Genomic DNA, 16,620 nt, shown 5'->3' with positions numbered 1-16,620 from the left:
CACAGTTTCATTTAAAAATTAATGTTCGCGCCAAAGTTGAATATCTTGGTTAGTGGATAACCATAACCGGCGTTATACGCACCGGCAGCTTTTTCCGGATCGAACGGCTTAACAAAGCTATCAGCAAAAGTGTACAGGTTAAATCCGTTAACATACACTCTCAAAGTTTTTATGCCTGCTTTTTGCAGCAATTGCTGTTTAAAGGTGTAACCCAACTCAACGCTTTTAATCCTTACATAGCTCGCGTCTCGACGCCACCTGTCACTCTCCCATATATCAGAGCCAGCGTCAGCGTTAAAGCGTGATACCGGCCACTTTCCGGGTATCCATGCGCTGTTAGGATCATAAGGATCGGCTTGATGCCACCTGTCAAAGAAATAATCAGGTGTGTTTCCTCTAAATGCCATCACCTCGCCATATATTTCACTGAAACGAATAGTATACTTGGCAGCACCTTGCAACAATACATTCAAATCAAAACCTTTATAAGCTGCTCTTAGTGTTAAACCAAAGTTGAATTTAGGGTTTGAGTTATAAAATATCGGCTGCATGTCTTCACTATTAATGATGTTGTCGCCGTTTATGTCTTTATATTTAAAGCTGCCCGGGTAAAGGAATTCACTTTGAAACGGCGACTGTAATATATCTTCAGCGCTTTCAAATTGACGATCGTACACGTAGCCCCACGTAACATCATTGTATCTGTATCCTTGTCTGTTTGTCCATTTTACCATGCTGTTAGTTGCCTGTTCCTGCTCTACATATAAATTCATACTACGGTTGTAGTTAACATTACCAGAAATACCGTATTCAAAATCATTTATACGGTTACGGTAACTGATACTTAAATCAATACCACGGATACGGTCGCTGTTAAGGTTTTCTTCAGGCAAGGTGCCACCAAAAGTGTTTGGCAACGTACCATTGCGTTTTCCAAGCAAACCGCTTCTATCGCGTTGGTAAACGTCTGCTGTAATGTCAAGCGTGTTGTTAAATAATGAAAGGTCGATACCGAAGTCGGTTACTTTTGATCGTGTCCAGGTAAGGTTCCTGTTTACAATTGCCGGTGATGCCGCGCCTGATGTGATTGAACCTTCAGTAAACTCGTAACTGCCGCCGCCTGTAGTAGTAAAGCCTTCAAGATATTGGAATGGGTCACCAAGGTTGCCCCCTACTATACCATATGAACCCCTTAGCTTAAGGCTTGATACAAAAGGAAGCGCCTTTTTAAAAAACGACTCTTCTGAAATACGGTAACCTGCCGATACCACAGGGAAGAAATCCCAGCGTTTATCAGGATTGTAACGGTAATCACCGTCTTTTCTGAATGCGAACTCAACCAAATACTTTTCATTAAAGTTATAGTTTACACGACCGGCATACGATTGCGTAGCACTTTTAGCTTCAATACCCCTAATAGCATCAGGGTTTGTACCGCGTGGTAGCGAATTTATCTGATCATTAGTAAAGAAAGAGTAGTTTCTGCTTAAATAAGCAAAACGGTTATTATACTGTTGCTGCTCAAAAACCAGTACTGCGCCAATGTTGTGCTGTGCAATCTTCTTAGTATAGTTGATGCTGGCTTGTAATGATAGCTGATCTGAATTTCTGAACGAATTTGACAAACCGGCACTACCGTTTCTTATCGTGTAAGGTACATACTCCTCATCGATATAGCGATACAGTTTGTAACTTTTGTAAAGATCTTTCTCCTGAAAGCTGTTAAAATCATAAGTACCTAAAACCTTAAGTGATAAACCATCTACCTTTGGCACTGTGTAGGTTAGTGAGAACGTAGTGTTGATATTACGGTTCTCGCTGTTGATATAGCCTACGTTATCCGGGTCTGAAAGTGCGATTGGGTTAGATTCCAGATACGTGGCACCCGGATAGTCCGGATTATTATTCGCATACGGACGATCTGTAGGTAATGAAACCCTTGTGCCTTTAAATATCCATAGAAAGCCCCCGCCTGGCGCAGTTTTTTTATCATACCTACCAGCTACCAGGAAATCTGCCTTTAAATTTTTAACCAGGTTGGCTGTAAGGTTTGAGCGAAAGTTATATTGCTTATAACCCATATTGTTGGTACGCAATAAGCCACCTTCATTTAAATAGCCCAAGCTTGTGTAGTACTGCACTTTTTCGCTGCCGCCTGTTGCAGATAGGGTATGTTGGCTGGTGTTGGAATGGTCTTTCATGGTTAGTGCATACCAGTCGGTATTTTCATAACCCGGCGCACCGTCTATGTATTTTTGCAATTCTTCTTTACTGTAGAAAGGAGCACCGCCGCCTCTTTTATATATCTCCGCGTCGTTACGTATTTGTGCCCATTGTGCCGCGGTTGACATCTTTGGCATTTCTGTCGGGCTTGATATACCGGTAACCAGGTTATAGTTAAACTCGGTACGTTGCTTTGTGCCGCGGCGGGTAGTAACCAGTATTACACCGTTAGCACCATTTAAGCCGTAAATAGCTGCAGATGCATCTTTAAGTACTGTGATACTTTCAATGTCGTTACCGTTAAGTTTTTGAAAGTCCCCAGGGTCGTTACGCGGTACCCCGTCAATAACAATTAACGGCTGACCAAAACCACGTACATTAATTGAGTTTTGAAAGTTACCCGGCTCACCTTCTGTTTGCCTGATATTTAAACCGGCCAGTTTACCCGAAAGCTTTTGAGCTAAGCTTACGTTTTGGGTAGTTTGTATATCGGCGGTTCTGATGTTGGTGATAGCGCCGGTAAGCGTTTCCTTTTTTTGCGTTCCGTAGGCTACCACAACCACCTCATCAAGCTGGCCGCTGCTGCCGCCTAACTTGATATTGATTGTTGTACGACCGTTTATTTTTTCGGTAACGGTTTGCATGCCCACAAAAGCGAAGATTAACTCATCGGCATTTGCCGGAACATTTACCTTATAAGCACCGTTAACATCAGTGGCCATAAGGCCTTGTACTCCTTTCGCCGTTTTTACACTTACGCTAACACCGGGTAAGGAAACGTTAGCTGAGTCTGTTACCGTTCCGCTGATTGTTAATTGCTGTGCAGCAACACAAAAAGGGAAAAGTATCATTAATAGTAGTAAGTATCTTTTCATCATACTTTTTAAGTTTTAAATAATTAGGTTATAAAATCTCCATTTGCTACCTCCGAAACAGGTAATAAATACCCCTATCAGGGTGGAAAAAATAAATAGTGATGCATGTTTATAATGGTTTAACTGGATTACGGCATTTACTAAAAAAATACCGCTGCAAGGTTAAATCGGAAGGGTTAAAAATTGGTTAATTCCAGAATAATGCAGATTAACTCAATACAAACAACTGATTTACAATGAATTAAAAATAATATTATTTAACTGAATTAATTTGCTCCCCATTTCTTATTAGGCTTCGGCCCCATTTCAAACACCAGTTCGCCACCATTAATTAATTGCTGATGAGTAAACCATGGCGTATTAATTTCTACTCCATCCAGTTTAGCATGTTGTATATATTTATTTTTTACCGAGCAGTTGTTGGCTACTAATTTGAATTGCTTACCATTTGGCAAATCAATTATTACTTTTTCAAACAGCGGGCTACCTATAGTATATATCGGTATGCCCGGCGTTACAGGATAAAAGCCCATTGATGAGAATACCACAAATGCTGTCATACCACCTCCGTCTTCGTCGCCTGGTATGCCGAAAATGTTGTCTTTAAACCAAACATCAAGCAACATGCGGATTTGCTTTTGCGTTTTCCATGGAGCGCCGGCGTAATTATACAAGTATGGGATATGAAAACTTGGCTCGTTACCCATTGAGAACTGGCCTACAATACCCGTAAAATCAGGAAACCTGGAATGCAGTTCAAATTTGCTGCGGCCCAGCGGTTCCCGGAAAAGCTGGTCTAACCGGGCTTGGAATTTGTCTTTGCCGCCCATTAAACCTATAAGACCCGGAATATCGTGCTGTACCTGCCACATATACGTCCAGCCATTATTTTCGGCATAATAATCGCGTCCGCCCATGCCGCCGTCAAACTTAGGGTCGATGTCAATAAAGTTGCCTTCCGCGTCTTTGGGCATAAACAGCATTTCGTTGTCGCTCCATAAGTTTTTATAGTTAAGCGCCCGTTTTGTAAACGTCTCATAGTCATCTGTTTTGCCTATACTTTTAGCATACTGCGCCAGCGCCCAATCATCATAGCTGGCACCTAAAGAAACCGCAACAGCTTGTCGCTTTTCAAAAGAATGCACCATTTCATTGGTTTCCTTCTCTCCTTTTTTTAGTGCCGGGAAGTAGCCCTTTTGATGATAAAAATCATCCAGCTCGCCTTTAGGGCCGTTTCTCCAAGGCAGCATGGTGGCCTCATTTGCATTTTTTAACATAGCCTGATAAGCTTTTACCGTATCAAAACCTCTAAGCCCTTTTTTATAAGCATCAAGAAACATTATGGTTGAATGAAACCCATTCATACAGGCATGATCGCCAAATAATACCGGAAAGGTTGGTAACCAGCCGCTTTGCTCATACATTTTTATGTATGAATTAAGCACATCGCTTTCGGTTGCAGGGTCAAGTAAGGTTTTTAACGGGTGGTGAGCCAAATAACTATCCCAGGTCCAGTCATCTACATAAAATGGTCGATCTGTTTTGTGAACCTGTTTATCATAACCGCTGTAATATTGACCGTCTTCAGTGATATCTACCGGGCGCTCATAACAACGGTAAAGTGCCGAATAAAAACTGCGTTTTTGCGCTTCGGTACCACCGGTTACCTTAATTTGATTAATTACTTTATCCCAGGCTTTTTCACCGGCCTGTTTTAGCGCTTCAAATCCTTGATTATTAAATTCATTATTGTAATTCTTTTTGGCTTGCTCCGCACTGATAAAAGAAACTGCGTATTTAAACTCAATATTTTCAGCAGACCCCGGGAAGCTTATCCACGCTTTTACCCCTTTCCCGCTTGCCCCGGTTTTACGTGATAACTGATTATCTACCAGTGTACCAAAAGTGCCTTTTTCATTAAAAGTACCGTACATATAAATTTTAATATCACCATGATATATTTCAACGCCTGTTATTTCTTTGCCCGACTTAAATTGCCATTGCGCATCAGCGGGATTAAGAACATTGAATAATAAGTTTTTTTCGCCTTTTTGCGGAAATTGAAATTTATAAACAGCTGCTTTTTTTCCGGGCACATATTCAACAGTTATATCATCTTCAATTAAATATGTGGAATAATACCATGGCCGCGTTACTTCCAGGTCATGGTCATATGTTTGTTTACGGGCGAATGATTTTTCAGTTATCTTTTCAACAGAGGGCTTAATACTAAATGCTTCACCTAAACGGTGCGACACTACAAGTAGTGGGAACCCTGCTATCTGGTCATCAATATAATCTTTGCGAAGCGGGTACATCCGCATCATTTGATTAGGTAACTGCACCGTAGGTCGTGTTGGTTCAAGTAACTGCCCAACGTTACCAATCAAAGGGTCAACATATTTCAGGTTACCTGATCCGGTTAACGTTTGGGAAAAGACAGGGCTAAGGCTAAATATATAAGCCAAAAACAGTACAATTTTGAAATACTTTGGGTAAAACATGGATAATTAATTGGAGTTGTGTTTTATAACACGATTATTAATAAAGGCCCAAAGAAAAACTAAAATGGTTAATTAAAGATTATTTACCGGTTAATGTAGGAGGTTAGTTGATAGATGTATGTAGTAAACTTACAGCTTCATCAGGTGGATAGCTTGACTTGCGATGGATGTGATATCATTTCCTGTTGGGGTTATGTCATATCACAGTATTAGTTATTCCGAATTGACTGGGGCGTTAAAAAACAAGTCTTAATTCTGTTATCATAAACAAAGGTCGATTGATCGACCGGAAACCAGAGATTGTACTCCGAAATTCTGTAAAGCGGCAAACAAGCCTTAAGAAGCGCCGAAATATTTATGGCTTTGATGTTATAATAATGTTTTTGTTCGCCTTATGATCTCGATTACTATTGAGGAAATGTTGTCGAGAGGTAGTCTTGTAAGTTTGATTTAACTATATTATGAATTAAATGATCGGATAAACTTCCCGTCGCCTTATTATAAACCCGCGTTTTAAGCAATTAAACGCATTAACACTTCAATATCTTCTAAAAAATGTGCGGAAATTTGTATCGTTTGGCGTACTCGCAAAGGGATTCGCAAGTTGCGAATCCTTTTTTTATGTTGTGACTTTTTAAGGCAGTTAGCTTTCTGTTGCTTTTTTAAAGTCAACATTGTCACCAACGCGCCTAAGATAATTACTCACCCGCCCCTTTTGACCTTTCCGGTTCTGCGTAAACCGTTTTTTGTGACTAGCAATGTTCATATTCCGTGAGTTTCTAATCGCTATTAACATTGTTGAAGTCTGACTGAAGGTGTGCATCAGCCTTCACGCAAAGGAGGGCGGTCATGTTCGACAGCGGGAACTACGCTGCTTAAAGCGGTAGCAGTATAGAGCTATACTACACTTTGCAAAAAATTTATCTCTTTGTATTATTAGCTAAATCAAAACGGTGATCCCTGATAAGGATATTCTTCCAATAATTGTCCTCAATCCCTATTTGCTTTATTACTGGATATTTCTTTTATTTAAAGGAAGTGAAACTCAGCAAATTTGTACAAGGATTATTTACCGAAGGCGTGGTCAATGTACCCCGCCAGCTACTTGAATTTCACGCAGATGACTTACGAGAAACGGCAATACTGTTACAACAATATCAGCTGGCGGAGCGCTTGGAACTGGCCTTCAACGCGCCGGATTTTGATGAAAGCGCCGGTTTGTGGGCGGCGCAATATTTTTATCGCGCCATTCAGTTTGTGCTACTACGCGAATTGGAAGAAGCTGCGATACAGGCGTATTTGAAAGCTTATGAAGAGCCGGTCACTTGCGAAGCCATTTACTCGGTCGACCTGATTTTCCGGCATTTGGCACCACTGTTCAAATTAAGTAGCGGTCTTGCCCCAAGCGACCCCCTGGTTCAAATGCTAAAGGAAACAGCCGCCGCCTGGCCCTACTCAAGTGTAGGTCTGGATATTACACCATCCGTAAGTACTGCGGTGATTATTAACCATCCCTCGCTGAAATATGCCTATATCGACCGGATCATCCAGCACCGCGATCAAAAGCGGATCACCAATAACATGGAAAAACAAGCACTGGAGGAAGTACTGGGGCTTTACTCAGACCTGCTCTGGCCTAAGCTCCAGTTACCAAATCTGCATTAAAATTTTATATGACAACGACGAACGACCTAAATCATTTTATCACCGTCGACAAACTACAGGCTGTACTCCGGCATTTGAAAGAGCTGTTTGTCGGCAAGGACGAGATTATTGACCTGATGGGTATTTGTCTGGCCGGAAGAGAGAACATGTTTCTTCTTGGTCCCCCAGGCACTGCTAAAAGCGCCACTGTGCGCGAACTATCAAAATTACTGGATGGCAAGACCTTCGAATATTTGCTGACTCGTTTTACCGAACCCAACGAATTGTTCGGGCCTTTCGATATCCGCAAGCTGCGCGATGGCGAACTGGTAACCAATACAGAGGGCATGTTACCGGAAGCTTCGCTGATCTTCCTGGATGAATTGCTAAATGCCAATAGCGCTATTCTGAATAGCCTGCTGATGGTTTTGAACGAAAAAATATTCCGCCGGGGACGGGAAACGAGGGCCTTGCCGGCGCTGATGGTGATCGGCGCCAGTAATCACCTACCCGAAGATGAAGCGCTACAGGCACTGTTCGACCGTTTCCTGATCCGCGTACGTTGCGATAACGTCGACCCCGGGCAACTCAATGAGTTGCTGAATGCGGGCTGGTCATTGGAGCAAAGAATAAATGATGAGAAGCCGACCGTGACTACGGAGGAGATCCGCAGCCTCCAGCAGTTGGCCTCCATGATCGACCTCACCGGCATCCGGCAGATCTATATCGAACTGATTCAGAAACTGCGCAATGCGGGGCTCCAGGTTTCCGACCGGCGCGCGGTCAAGCTGCAACGCCTGATCGCAGCTAGCGCCCTGATCTGCAAACGGCAGCAGGCCATCGCTTCCGACCTTTGGGTGTTGCGGCACATCTGGGATACCGAAGAGCAGCGGGAAGTGATTAGTCAAATTGTGAATGCGGTCATGGGTACGGAACACGAACCGTTGGCGGCTCATCCCCGCGCATTGGTCAATAGTCTGCCCGATGCGGATGAGCTTTTTACTGAAATACAGCGGCTGACGCAGCAATGGCAGGAGCCGGAAACCAGTATGGCCGAACGCTCTCTGATCAAAGATAAACTCAACCATTTAAGTGGCCGTTGTGAGTGGATCGGCAATGCTGAACAACGCGCTTATGTACAAAAACCGATCGACGAACTCTGGAAACAAATCCTACACTCCGCCTGATGATGGAACAGATGCTCCTGATCGAAGAGAAATACCGGCCGGCGCTGGTCACGGTGCGGCATATCGCCGGGCTGAAAGCGGCCACAAGCGCTGATGGCCTGATCTGGCTGCGGGGTAGCTTCAGCAGCGGCAAAGACGGTCTGCTGATCCGTGCTTTGCCGGTTACGCAAAACTATTGGGTTGACGCCGATGGGCGATTATTCCCGGAAGGTAAACCCACGCCTGTTGCCGTTTTGCCCACACTGGATTGGCAGCCCTTGAAAACATTCTTGCCGGTCACACTACCTACAGCGGCCTTGCCTGGCGGATTAACTGAAACGATCCGGATCGAAATGGCACCTTCAGGATTAGTCCGTGAGGCGTTTGCACTGATAACCGAATTAAGCCATTGGAAAACCTATGCTGAAACCGCGCCGCAGACGAGACTGGCGCCTTTGCGTTTTGCTGCCTCTGATAGCGGAAAAGTATTGATCATTGGACAACCTTTACCGCCATTACCCGGGCAGCACTTATGGGAACAGCAAAATAATTTACTCCCGCTGGGATTGGATTTTGATCCGCCGGTTCTGGCGGAGCTGCTTACCCAACAGACGGAAGCCGCAGCACCGAGCTATCGCCTTTTTAACCGGGATGGCCGATGGGAACAAGTGAATTTTTCTGATTTCCGGCCTGCCCGCCGGAGTGCCGTACGGTTAACTGTAAACGACCATGGCTGAGCAAAGTCGCCATACCATTGACTATTTCCAGGCGCCGAAGGATTATTTCTGGCGCTGGGCGGACGACGGCACCGTATTGGAGTTCGCCAACGGACGGACGATCTGTTACCGGGAAGACCTTACCTTTATTTTAGGCAGTCTCACTATCCCGGCAAACGTTCAGCTCGGTACCATAATCCTAGTGCTCTGTGCCTGCAAAGATAACCCTATAGCACTCTTTGACCTGGAGTCAGTATTACGCAGCCTGGCTTATCGCTCCTCCCTGTTGCCGGATGAACACGAAGCTGCTAAACCGCTGATCAGCGAGGTACTCCGTTTCCTCGGGACCATCAATGAATTACCCGCCGACTTACGATCTGGACTTAAACGGGTGGCTTTACTGCAGGCTGTACTGGAAACAGAGAGCGGGCTTGACGGGCAACAATTACGGCGCACGGTCAACGAATTCAAAAGCGGCGCTCTGGATGAAGTCATCTTCGCAGAACAGCCGCATCCCTGGGCTTACGGCATACTGAAAGCTGACCTGGTACACCTGGCAGCGGCCTTGAGGCGATTTCCGGATGCCGCGGTGCTGGAACTGAAACTGCGCACCGGTATCACGCAAGTGCCAGATCCGGCGCCCATTGAACTGCCGGCAGCGGTACCCGAAGAATTAATCGAACAACTGGCAGGTGACCTGCAGACGGCCGGCTTGGCGCGCCTGGCCAAAAAGATCATCGCAGCACTGAACATCCCCATGCACTTAAGTGGCAGCAGCGACCAGTCGCTGGGCGGCGTTTCCGACATCAGCAACCGTGGCCACTACGATAAGTTATTGCTGAGCGAACTGGCACAGGACGACCTGTTGCTGACCGCCAGGCTGGCCAATAACGAGGCCCTGTTCCTGCAACGGGAAAAAATGCCCGCCGACCAGCATCAGCAATGGCACCTGATGATAGACCATACCATCAAAATGTGGGGAATGCCGCGTTTGTTCGCGCTGTCAGCCGCACTGGCCTTTCATCAAAGCCGGAAACAGCAGCAGATGGACGCCTGGGCATTGGGGGGACAGACTGCCACGCCCGTCGATCTGGGCTCCAAAGCGGGAATTATCGACGCCTTGGAGAAACTGGAACCGCAGCTGCATGCCGGCGCCGGGCTAAAAAAACTGCTCAGTGAACGCGCAGCAACCGCTGATAAATACCTGCTCATCACTGGTGACTACGCGCGGCTGGATGCCGCATTTATGCGCTTTTTCGGACAGGTCAAGGAGCAGATCGATTACCTGATCGAACTGAACCGGAGCGGGCATATTGCGCTTTATGAGACGCGCGGCAAAAAATTCAAGCTAGTGAACCGGGCATTGATCGACCTGGAAGAAACGGTTTTTAGCCGGGTAAGCACCCAGCGAAATAAATATCATACTGCAGGCTTACCCGCCATGTTGGGCGCCAGTGATTATCCATTGTTGTTTCCGGCCTCCAAGATTCGAATTCAGCATCACAATAGTTTTAAATGGGGAACCGACCAGGTACTTGTCATCACGCAGGACCGACGTTTATTGTACTGGCGCGACAAAGCTTACGGCGCAGCTGAGCTTATCGAAAATACCGGCAGCGGTGATGGACATCATTTTGGTCAGGCCGGTGGTTACGTTTACCTCCTGATAAGGAACTATACGGCCGCCGAAGTCCGTATTCATCAGCTGCACCTCGACCGGCAGGAAGTATTGACCCATGCGCTCCATGACCTGCAGGCGAACTACGTTTGTTTCGCCGACGGCGTATTCCACTTGGTGACCGGCAGCGGGAGCGTAACCGCCATAGATCCGCAAACAGGTAAACAGCAAGCCACTCCGTTTAGCCAGGCAGAAATTAAAAACCAGGTGGTCACCCCTCATCTCCAGGTATTAAGTCAGATCAAAAAGATCATCAATAATGGGTATAGTGTCATCAACTCGGCGAAAAGCATTGATGTCCGAACGAATGGGAAATTATTTATCGATCAGCGCGAACTGCACCTTGATCTCCATGGACGGCACCTCAGCTGGAAGGAGCATACCAGCCGCGCCGGCGAATGGATCAAACCCGCCCGGCATGAACAAATGGAGGTTGCCCATCTGCCCAATCTGAAATTCATCAAGTTTATCTGGGCCGATGGTAGTGAAGCGGTACTGGACTCGCGTGGCCTGCTGCACCTGAAAAGCGCGGACACGCAGGTGCCGGAATGCACGATCATCCTGGTGCTCGAAAAGACCGCTGCCTGCTGGAGCGCCGACGGTAAGCTCACCGGTAATCCCTATTTTATAGGTGCCAGCCAGGCGGCTGTGATGTTGGCCGCTGATTTTTATGATCGTTATATTGCACCCTTCATTCAAAGACTCCGTTAAATGGAACTGCAACTGAAATATAAGGAAAGCCAGGGGGCGCCGGCCATGGGTGCTTTCATTCCCGGTAGTTCCCCGCGTGACTGGCTAACAGAAATCGGTTCCTGGAAGGTGCCGCTCGCAACACTTCGTTGTTTTGTAATGCCGGCAAGCCTGGCGGATAACCGGACAAGCGGTTTATTCGTTGTATTCGCTGCCAAAATTTTACCGGACCCTAGCAAGCTCAGGCATCCTTATCGCTTAACTGCTGATCGGCTATTCCTGCCGGTGCAGGCCTCCCTTTATCCACCGATCGATACCTCCGAATTAAAAGCATTGCTGCTTTGGGACTTGCAGGTTTTTCACCCGGTGATTGGCCTGGTCGGCTTTGAAGCAAAGGACGAATTGCAATGGGCGCAGCTGATTCAGCTAAGGCAGGCTGAAACAACAGACTGGTCGCTGGCCCATCCGGGTATCCCGCTTCCGCCCCCCTTGCAAATGATCGGTCTGGAAACGGAAGAAGCGCCGGCGGAAGTCATGGAGGAATTAAAAGCAGTGATCAACCCCAGGCCACTTTCAGAAATACCTGTCACCGATGCTGATGAAAACGTCATGGCCCGCGAGGGTAAAAAAGCTTTGAACTGGCTAAGCAAGATCGGCCTGTACCTGTTGCTATTTTTCATACTCCTTGGGCCCGTTATCTTGATACTGCTGGGTGTTTGCCTGCTGGTTGTTTTGTTCAAGGCAGGCAATTTTCCCACGGGCGGATTAATACCGTTGCTGGTGATATTGGCGCGGGTTCTTTTTAACATTCCGGGCTTGTTTTCTTCTGGCGGGCGGGGCGCTGTGACCACCTCAAACCAACAAGGCATATTTGGGCGGGCTAAGCAATGGATCAATCAACGATTGGAAGACCTTGAAAAGCAACGGGACTCGGAATTAAAGCGCCTGGTGAACCTCTTTGACCAAAATACCGATGAAGCCTTGCGCTATGCCATCCCGCTGAGCAGTCCCTATCTAAACCGCGGGACAGCGCCAGCATCGGGGAAACTCGGTCGACGGTCTACGCTGTTTAATCTGGGTAATTTGGGCGGCGGCAGAAGGGTCGACGGCTGGGATCTGGGTGATTATAATTTGATACTCCGCCAACGTTACGAGAAAGCTGCCAATGAAGCCATCGCCGCCGGTGATTTCAAACGCGCTGCTTATATTTATGCGCACCTGCTGGGCAACTTGCATTCAGCCGCTAATGTGCTGCAGCAGGGCAAATTATACCGTGAGGCGGCGGCGATCTACCAGGATCATCTCAAAAGTGAACGCATGGCCGCGGAATGCCTGGAAAAAGGGGGTTTGCTCACGGAAGCAATAACACTCTACCTTAAACTGGAAAATCCCGAAAAAGCCGCTGACCTCTATCGGCTGCTGGGCAAAGAAACTGAAGCCATTCGATACTACCGGCAAAAACAACAGTCGCTTCAAGCAGCGGGGGAATATCTGCAGGCAGCCAATCTGACGATAGATAAACTGCACGAAACCGAAGAAGGCAAAGCGATATTACTGCAAGGCTGGAAAGACCACAAGGCCGCTGAAGCCTGCCTGGAACGTTACCTGGATATCTGTAATGATTCTGAAAACGGCGGACTCAGCACAGCCGTCAGCGATATTTATGCAAAGCACGTGCCGCCTTTGAAACGGACTTCATTTTTGAACGTGCTGGCCAAAATGAGCAGCCTGCACCCGGAAGAACAGTTCCAGGCGACTGCCCTCCACATCGCCTACGAAACCGTCAGTGCACAAGCTGCTGCCGGGGATACCGGCGGCTTAAAATTACTCAGTCGCTTTGTACCGCAGGACAGGCTGCTTAGCAGTGATGCGGTACGTTATGCTCAGCACCGGCTAAAATTACCACCCGTTCTTACCGGGCCAAAATACTGGGAACTGCGCAAAGACTATCATTGGCTCAGCGTGGCCCCTTACCATGATCAATTACTCGCGATCGGCCGTAAGGACAACGACCTTTATTTCATCCGGGCGAACTGGCAGGGCAAGGTAAACTACCATTACCTGAACAACCTGGACGATACTGGCGTTCCATACGATTTATTCGTTGACCCGGGCCTGTCTGACTGCGCCCTGATCACCAGTGAATTACTAGACATTAAAGCAGAGGAAAAACTCCAAGCAGACGAATATTTTGAGCGGGAGCTATGGCTGCGCAGTTTTTATAACCTACCGGGCGGTAACCTCGCTTGCTGCCTGAATGGCGCTGGCGGCGTTAGCAAATTACACCATGATGCCCACGAACTGCTGTTGAGCCACTATGATTTCAAAGGCAATTTGCTGCATTCTCACACCTGTAAAATAGAAAGCGATTATTTCCAGCCAGGCCAGGCCCGGTTCAACCCGCGGGCCATGACTTGGCGCAAAAATCATTTCTACTATCACCAGGACAATCTGCTGCTCCGTTTCACCTTTACCGGCGAAATGGAGTTTCTTGAGTTCGATACGCCTGTCCTTAGCTACTCGCTAACCGGGCAGCACGCCGCGTTGAAGATTGCGGTATTGACAACAGACAACATTTTCCTGGTCGTACCCGAACTCAAAAAAATGCGGGTAGCCGCTCGTTTCAGGGAGATCAGCGCCGAACATATTTGCCTCTTAACAGATCAGCGGCTGGTGGTAACGCAACAAGAAAAGGCCTCCATTTATAATCTTAGCGGCGATAGCCCGGTCCTGCAAAGCACCATCCATACGGCCAATGCAATCCAAGCCATCATTCCGGTGCCGGAAAGGCATCACTGTGCCTTCCTGGAAAACGACCGGCGGATATCGATTTACGATTTAAATAACTTTGAAAATAATTGAATGATTACTTACGTCAATCTAATTGATTGAATCAACCCGTAGATGCGAATTTGTAATATAGATGAACGGACAAGCAAGCTTTCGTTTTTGTTCAGTAAAATTAATTAGCCTATTAGAACAGCATTTTTAAAGAGTAAATTAAAAAAATGATTCGATAAACTTCCCTTCGCCTTATTGAGAAACAGCACATTAAGAGTATCTTTTGGAGAATTTTCTGGTTACTGTTTTAATTGACGAAACCGACCAAAGTATCCACCCCGCACTTCTCAAAGAATTTATAGGGAAGATTCAAATAATCCTGACAAACTTGGACAACTCATCTTTACAACCCATGAATCTGATTTACTGGATCTTGACTTATTTAGACAGTATTAAATTTGGCTTTCAGAGAAAAGTAACGAAGGTGCCACACATTTTACCCACTACCAGATTTAGACGTCAGAAAAAGTTACTTCTGGCAAATATGCGCGATTCCACATTTCTAGCTGACTTGAGAGAGTTAAAATGGGAAAGCAAGTAGAAGAATAAATGCTATAAGATCCGCTTAGAATTGTGCCTTTCTCTGCAGATCTTACAACAACTTATCCCGTTACTTTCAGCGCGCAGATCAGGTCATTCTCCAAGGTCAAATAAAATTGAAGCACAGCCGGGCTGCCGGGAAAAGTTCCCGCTACTTCTGCGGTCAACACCCCTTCATTTTCCGTCTGTTCATAATTTAGCGGCTTCATCAATGCCCGATACTCCTGGTTAGAATGTTCAATCCACTGCTGAATCTCCCCTTTTCCATGATGGGTTTTGCCTTCGTCATGAACGACTGCCTGCTCCGTAAAACACTCGGTGTAAGCCTCGCTGTCAAGTGCATTTTGCGTTGCGACTAATTTGCTTATTACTACTGGTAAATTCATGATATCTAATTTATGTTGTAAAAATTGTCGATTAAATCGTTGGTACAGTTCCTCCGTCTATAATATATTGGGTACCACTCAAATAATTGGCTCTTGGCGAAGCCAAGAAACCAACCAGTTCGGCCACTTCTTCCGGTTCTGCTGGCCTGCCATAAGGTATTCCTCCCAATGCATCCATAACACTTTGCTGAGCTTCTTCGACGGTGCTATTTGCATTCCTGGCGATCTCACCCAAAAAGGCAATCGATGCTTTAGTATTTATCCATCCGGGCGAAACGGTGAGCACACGGACACCTTTTGGTGTAACCTCATTCGATAAACTTTTACTATAGTTAATCAATGCAGCTTTGGACGCTGCGTACGGTAAGGTAGAATCATACAGTGGCAATATGCCTTGAATGGAAGCGATATGAATAATCACACCGCTTTTCTGCTCAATCATTTGCGGTAAAAATCCCCTGTCCAGCCTAACAGGAGCCAGTAAATTAACTTGCAGCGTTGACAGCCAATGCTCATCATTCAATACGGCAAAACCACCGGCGGGTGTTGATGAAGCACCGAGGTTATTAATCAGGATATCCAGCCTGCCATAGGTTGACAGCACTTCGCTAATCATTTCTTGCGCCTCTTCAGCCTTACTTAAATCGGACGAAATAAAATGCAGGTCCGGGTCGGTTTGATCGGGTCTGTTCCTTGCCGTGATAACCACCGTCGCACCTGCGGCTTTTAAACGTTCGGCGATCGCTTTTCCTGCGCCTTTTGTACCGCCTGTAACCAGTGCAATCTTTCCAGATAATTCGTTCTCGTAATTGAATTGCTTTTCCATTTCGTATTGTTTTTGGGCAAATCTAGGTAGTACCTAAAGCGCTAAAAAGTACGGGCTTACGATTCAAATAGGGAGAAATTTATCCCTATTGTCTGCTTATGGATGCTTACTTATATTTGTTGGATGTACGAAAGAAAAATCCTACCCTACCTCAACTGCGGGCTCGACCTGGTGGGCGAAGTGCTTTATGGCAAATGGAAGCTTCGTATCCTCTGGTTTATTCATGAGGGGCATAAACGTCCGAGTGAACTACAGCGCAAAATACCGGATGTATCCCGGCGCGTGTTAAATATCCAACTGAAGGAACTGGAAAGCCACGAACTGGTAAGCCGGAAGATCTACCCGGTAATGCCTCCAAAAGTAGAATATAAGCTGACTGATTTTGGCCGAACGCTGATACCGGTAATACAGGCGATTGGCTTATGGGGGGATAAATATGAGGAAAAATTGAAAGAGGTGATTATAAAACAATTTCCTGAGGCCACCCTAACACCTTAGCGGCATTAAATTGTAAAAGCTGTGTTTCTATTT

General features: G+C 46.3%; 10 protein-coding genes. 6 read left to right on the top strand and 4 right to left on the bottom strand.

Annotation, left to right across the window (positions count from 1 at the left end; translation table 11 throughout):
• Positions 1-11 precede the first annotated feature (11 nt).
• Together EOD41_RS02890 and EOD41_RS02885 are read right to left on the bottom strand one after the other, a co-directional pair.
• Positions 12-3,101 (bottom strand): SusC/RagA family TonB-linked outer membrane protein, encoded by a 3,090-nt coding sequence (locus EOD41_RS02890; RefSeq protein WP_127703269.1) that lies wholly within the window; start codon positions 3,099-3,101, stop codon positions 12-14.
• 263 nt (positions 3,102-3,364) lie between these two features.
• Positions 3,365-5,602, bottom strand: coding sequence for a GH92 family glycosyl hydrolase (locus EOD41_RS02885; protein WP_127703268.1), 2,238 nt, complete (start codon positions 5,600-5,602; stop codon positions 3,365-3,367).
• A gap of 1,038 nt (positions 5,603-6,640) precedes the next feature.
• Here EOD41_RS02885 and EOD41_RS02880 point away from each other — a divergent pair.
• The 5 genes from EOD41_RS02880 to EOD41_RS02860 are packed head-to-tail and all read left to right on the top strand — an operon-like array spanning position 6,641 to position 14,358.
• Entirely contained in the window at positions 6,641-7,267 is a 627-nt protein-coding gene (locus tag EOD41_RS02880; RefSeq protein WP_127703267.1) for a hypothetical protein, read from the top strand.
• Between the two features lie 8 nt (positions 7,268-7,275).
• Complete coding sequence (locus EOD41_RS02875) at positions 7,276-8,433, top strand: AAA family ATPase (protein WP_127703266.1); 1,158 nt, start codon at positions 7,276-7,278, stop codon at positions 8,431-8,433.
• The gene (locus EOD41_RS02870) at positions 8,433-9,149 is read left to right on the top strand and encodes a hypothetical protein (RefSeq protein WP_164849869.1); all 717 of its coding nucleotides are present in this window, start codon (positions 8,433-8,435) and stop codon (positions 9,147-9,149) included. The genes EOD41_RS02875 and EOD41_RS02870 overlap by 1 nt, the downstream gene beginning before the upstream one ends.
• Positions 9,142-11,517 carry a hypothetical protein gene (locus EOD41_RS02865; protein WP_127703264.1) on the top strand — a complete coding sequence of 792 codons (2,376 nt, stop codon included), beginning with the start codon at positions 9,142-9,144 and terminating at the stop codon, positions 11,515-11,517. Before EOD41_RS02870 ends, EOD41_RS02865 begins: the two co-directional genes overlap by 8 nt.
• Positions 11,518-14,358 carry a hypothetical protein gene (locus EOD41_RS02860; RefSeq protein WP_127703263.1) on the top strand — a complete coding sequence of 947 codons (2,841 nt, stop codon included), beginning with the start codon at positions 11,518-11,520 and terminating at the stop codon, positions 14,356-14,358. It begins immediately after the preceding gene.
• Positions 14,359-14,939: 581 nt separating this feature from the next.
• Here the strand turns inward: EOD41_RS02860 and EOD41_RS02855 are convergent.
• Complete coding sequence (locus EOD41_RS02855) at positions 14,940-15,263, bottom strand: nuclear transport factor 2 family protein (RefSeq protein WP_127703262.1); 324 nt, start codon at positions 15,261-15,263, stop codon at positions 14,940-14,942.
• A gap of 31 nt (positions 15,264-15,294) precedes the next feature.
• Positions 15,295-16,089 (bottom strand): SDR family oxidoreductase, encoded by a 795-nt coding sequence (locus EOD41_RS02850; protein ID WP_127703261.1) that lies wholly within the window; start codon positions 16,087-16,089, stop codon positions 15,295-15,297.
• 123 nt (positions 16,090-16,212) lie between these two features.
• On the opposite strand from EOD41_RS02850, the gene EOD41_RS02845 reads away from it, so the two are divergent.
• The gene (locus tag EOD41_RS02845) at positions 16,213-16,587 is read left to right on the top strand and encodes a winged helix-turn-helix transcriptional regulator (RefSeq protein WP_127703260.1); all 375 of its coding nucleotides are present in this window, start codon (positions 16,213-16,215) and stop codon (positions 16,585-16,587) included.
• Positions 16,588-16,620: the final 33 nt, after the last annotated feature.

The organism is Mucilaginibacter limnophilus (assembly GCF_004005815.1).
GTDB lineage: Bacteria > Bacteroidota > Bacteroidia > Sphingobacteriales > Sphingobacteriaceae > Mucilaginibacter > Mucilaginibacter limnophilus.
This window is presented reverse-complemented; position numbering and strand designations above follow the sequence as displayed.

Excerpts from the sequence above, each read along its gene's own strand:
- EOD41_RS02850 (WP_127703261.1), bottom strand. The coding sequence starts at position 16,089 with ATGGAAAAGCAATTCAATTACGAGAACGAATTATCTGGAAAGATTGCA.
- EOD41_RS02860 (WP_127703263.1), top strand. The coding sequence starts at position 11,518 with ATGGAACTGCAACTGAAATATAAGGAAAGCCAGGGGGCGCCGGCCATG.
- EOD41_RS02870 (WP_164849869.1), top strand. The coding sequence starts at position 8,433 with ATGATGGAACAGATGCTCCTGATCGAAGAGAAATACCGGCCGGCGCTG.
- EOD41_RS02845 (WP_127703260.1), top strand. The coding sequence starts at position 16,213 with ATGTACGAAAGAAAAATCCTACCCTACCTCAACTGCGGGCTCGACCTG.
- EOD41_RS02885 (WP_127703268.1), bottom strand. The coding sequence starts at position 5,602 with ATGTTTTACCCAAAGTATTTCAAAATTGTACTGTTTTTGGCTTATATA.
- EOD41_RS02875 (WP_127703266.1), top strand. The coding sequence starts at position 7,276 with ATGACAACGACGAACGACCTAAATCATTTTATCACCGTCGACAAACTA.
- EOD41_RS02855 (WP_127703262.1), bottom strand. The coding sequence starts at position 15,263 with ATGAATTTACCAGTAGTAATAAGCAAATTAGTCGCAACGCAAAATGCA.
- EOD41_RS02865 (WP_127703264.1), top strand. The coding sequence starts at position 9,142 with ATGGCTGAGCAAAGTCGCCATACCATTGACTATTTCCAGGCGCCGAAG.
- EOD41_RS02890 (WP_127703269.1), bottom strand. The coding sequence starts at position 3,101 with ATGATGAAAAGATACTTACTACTATTAATGATACTTTTCCCTTTTTGT.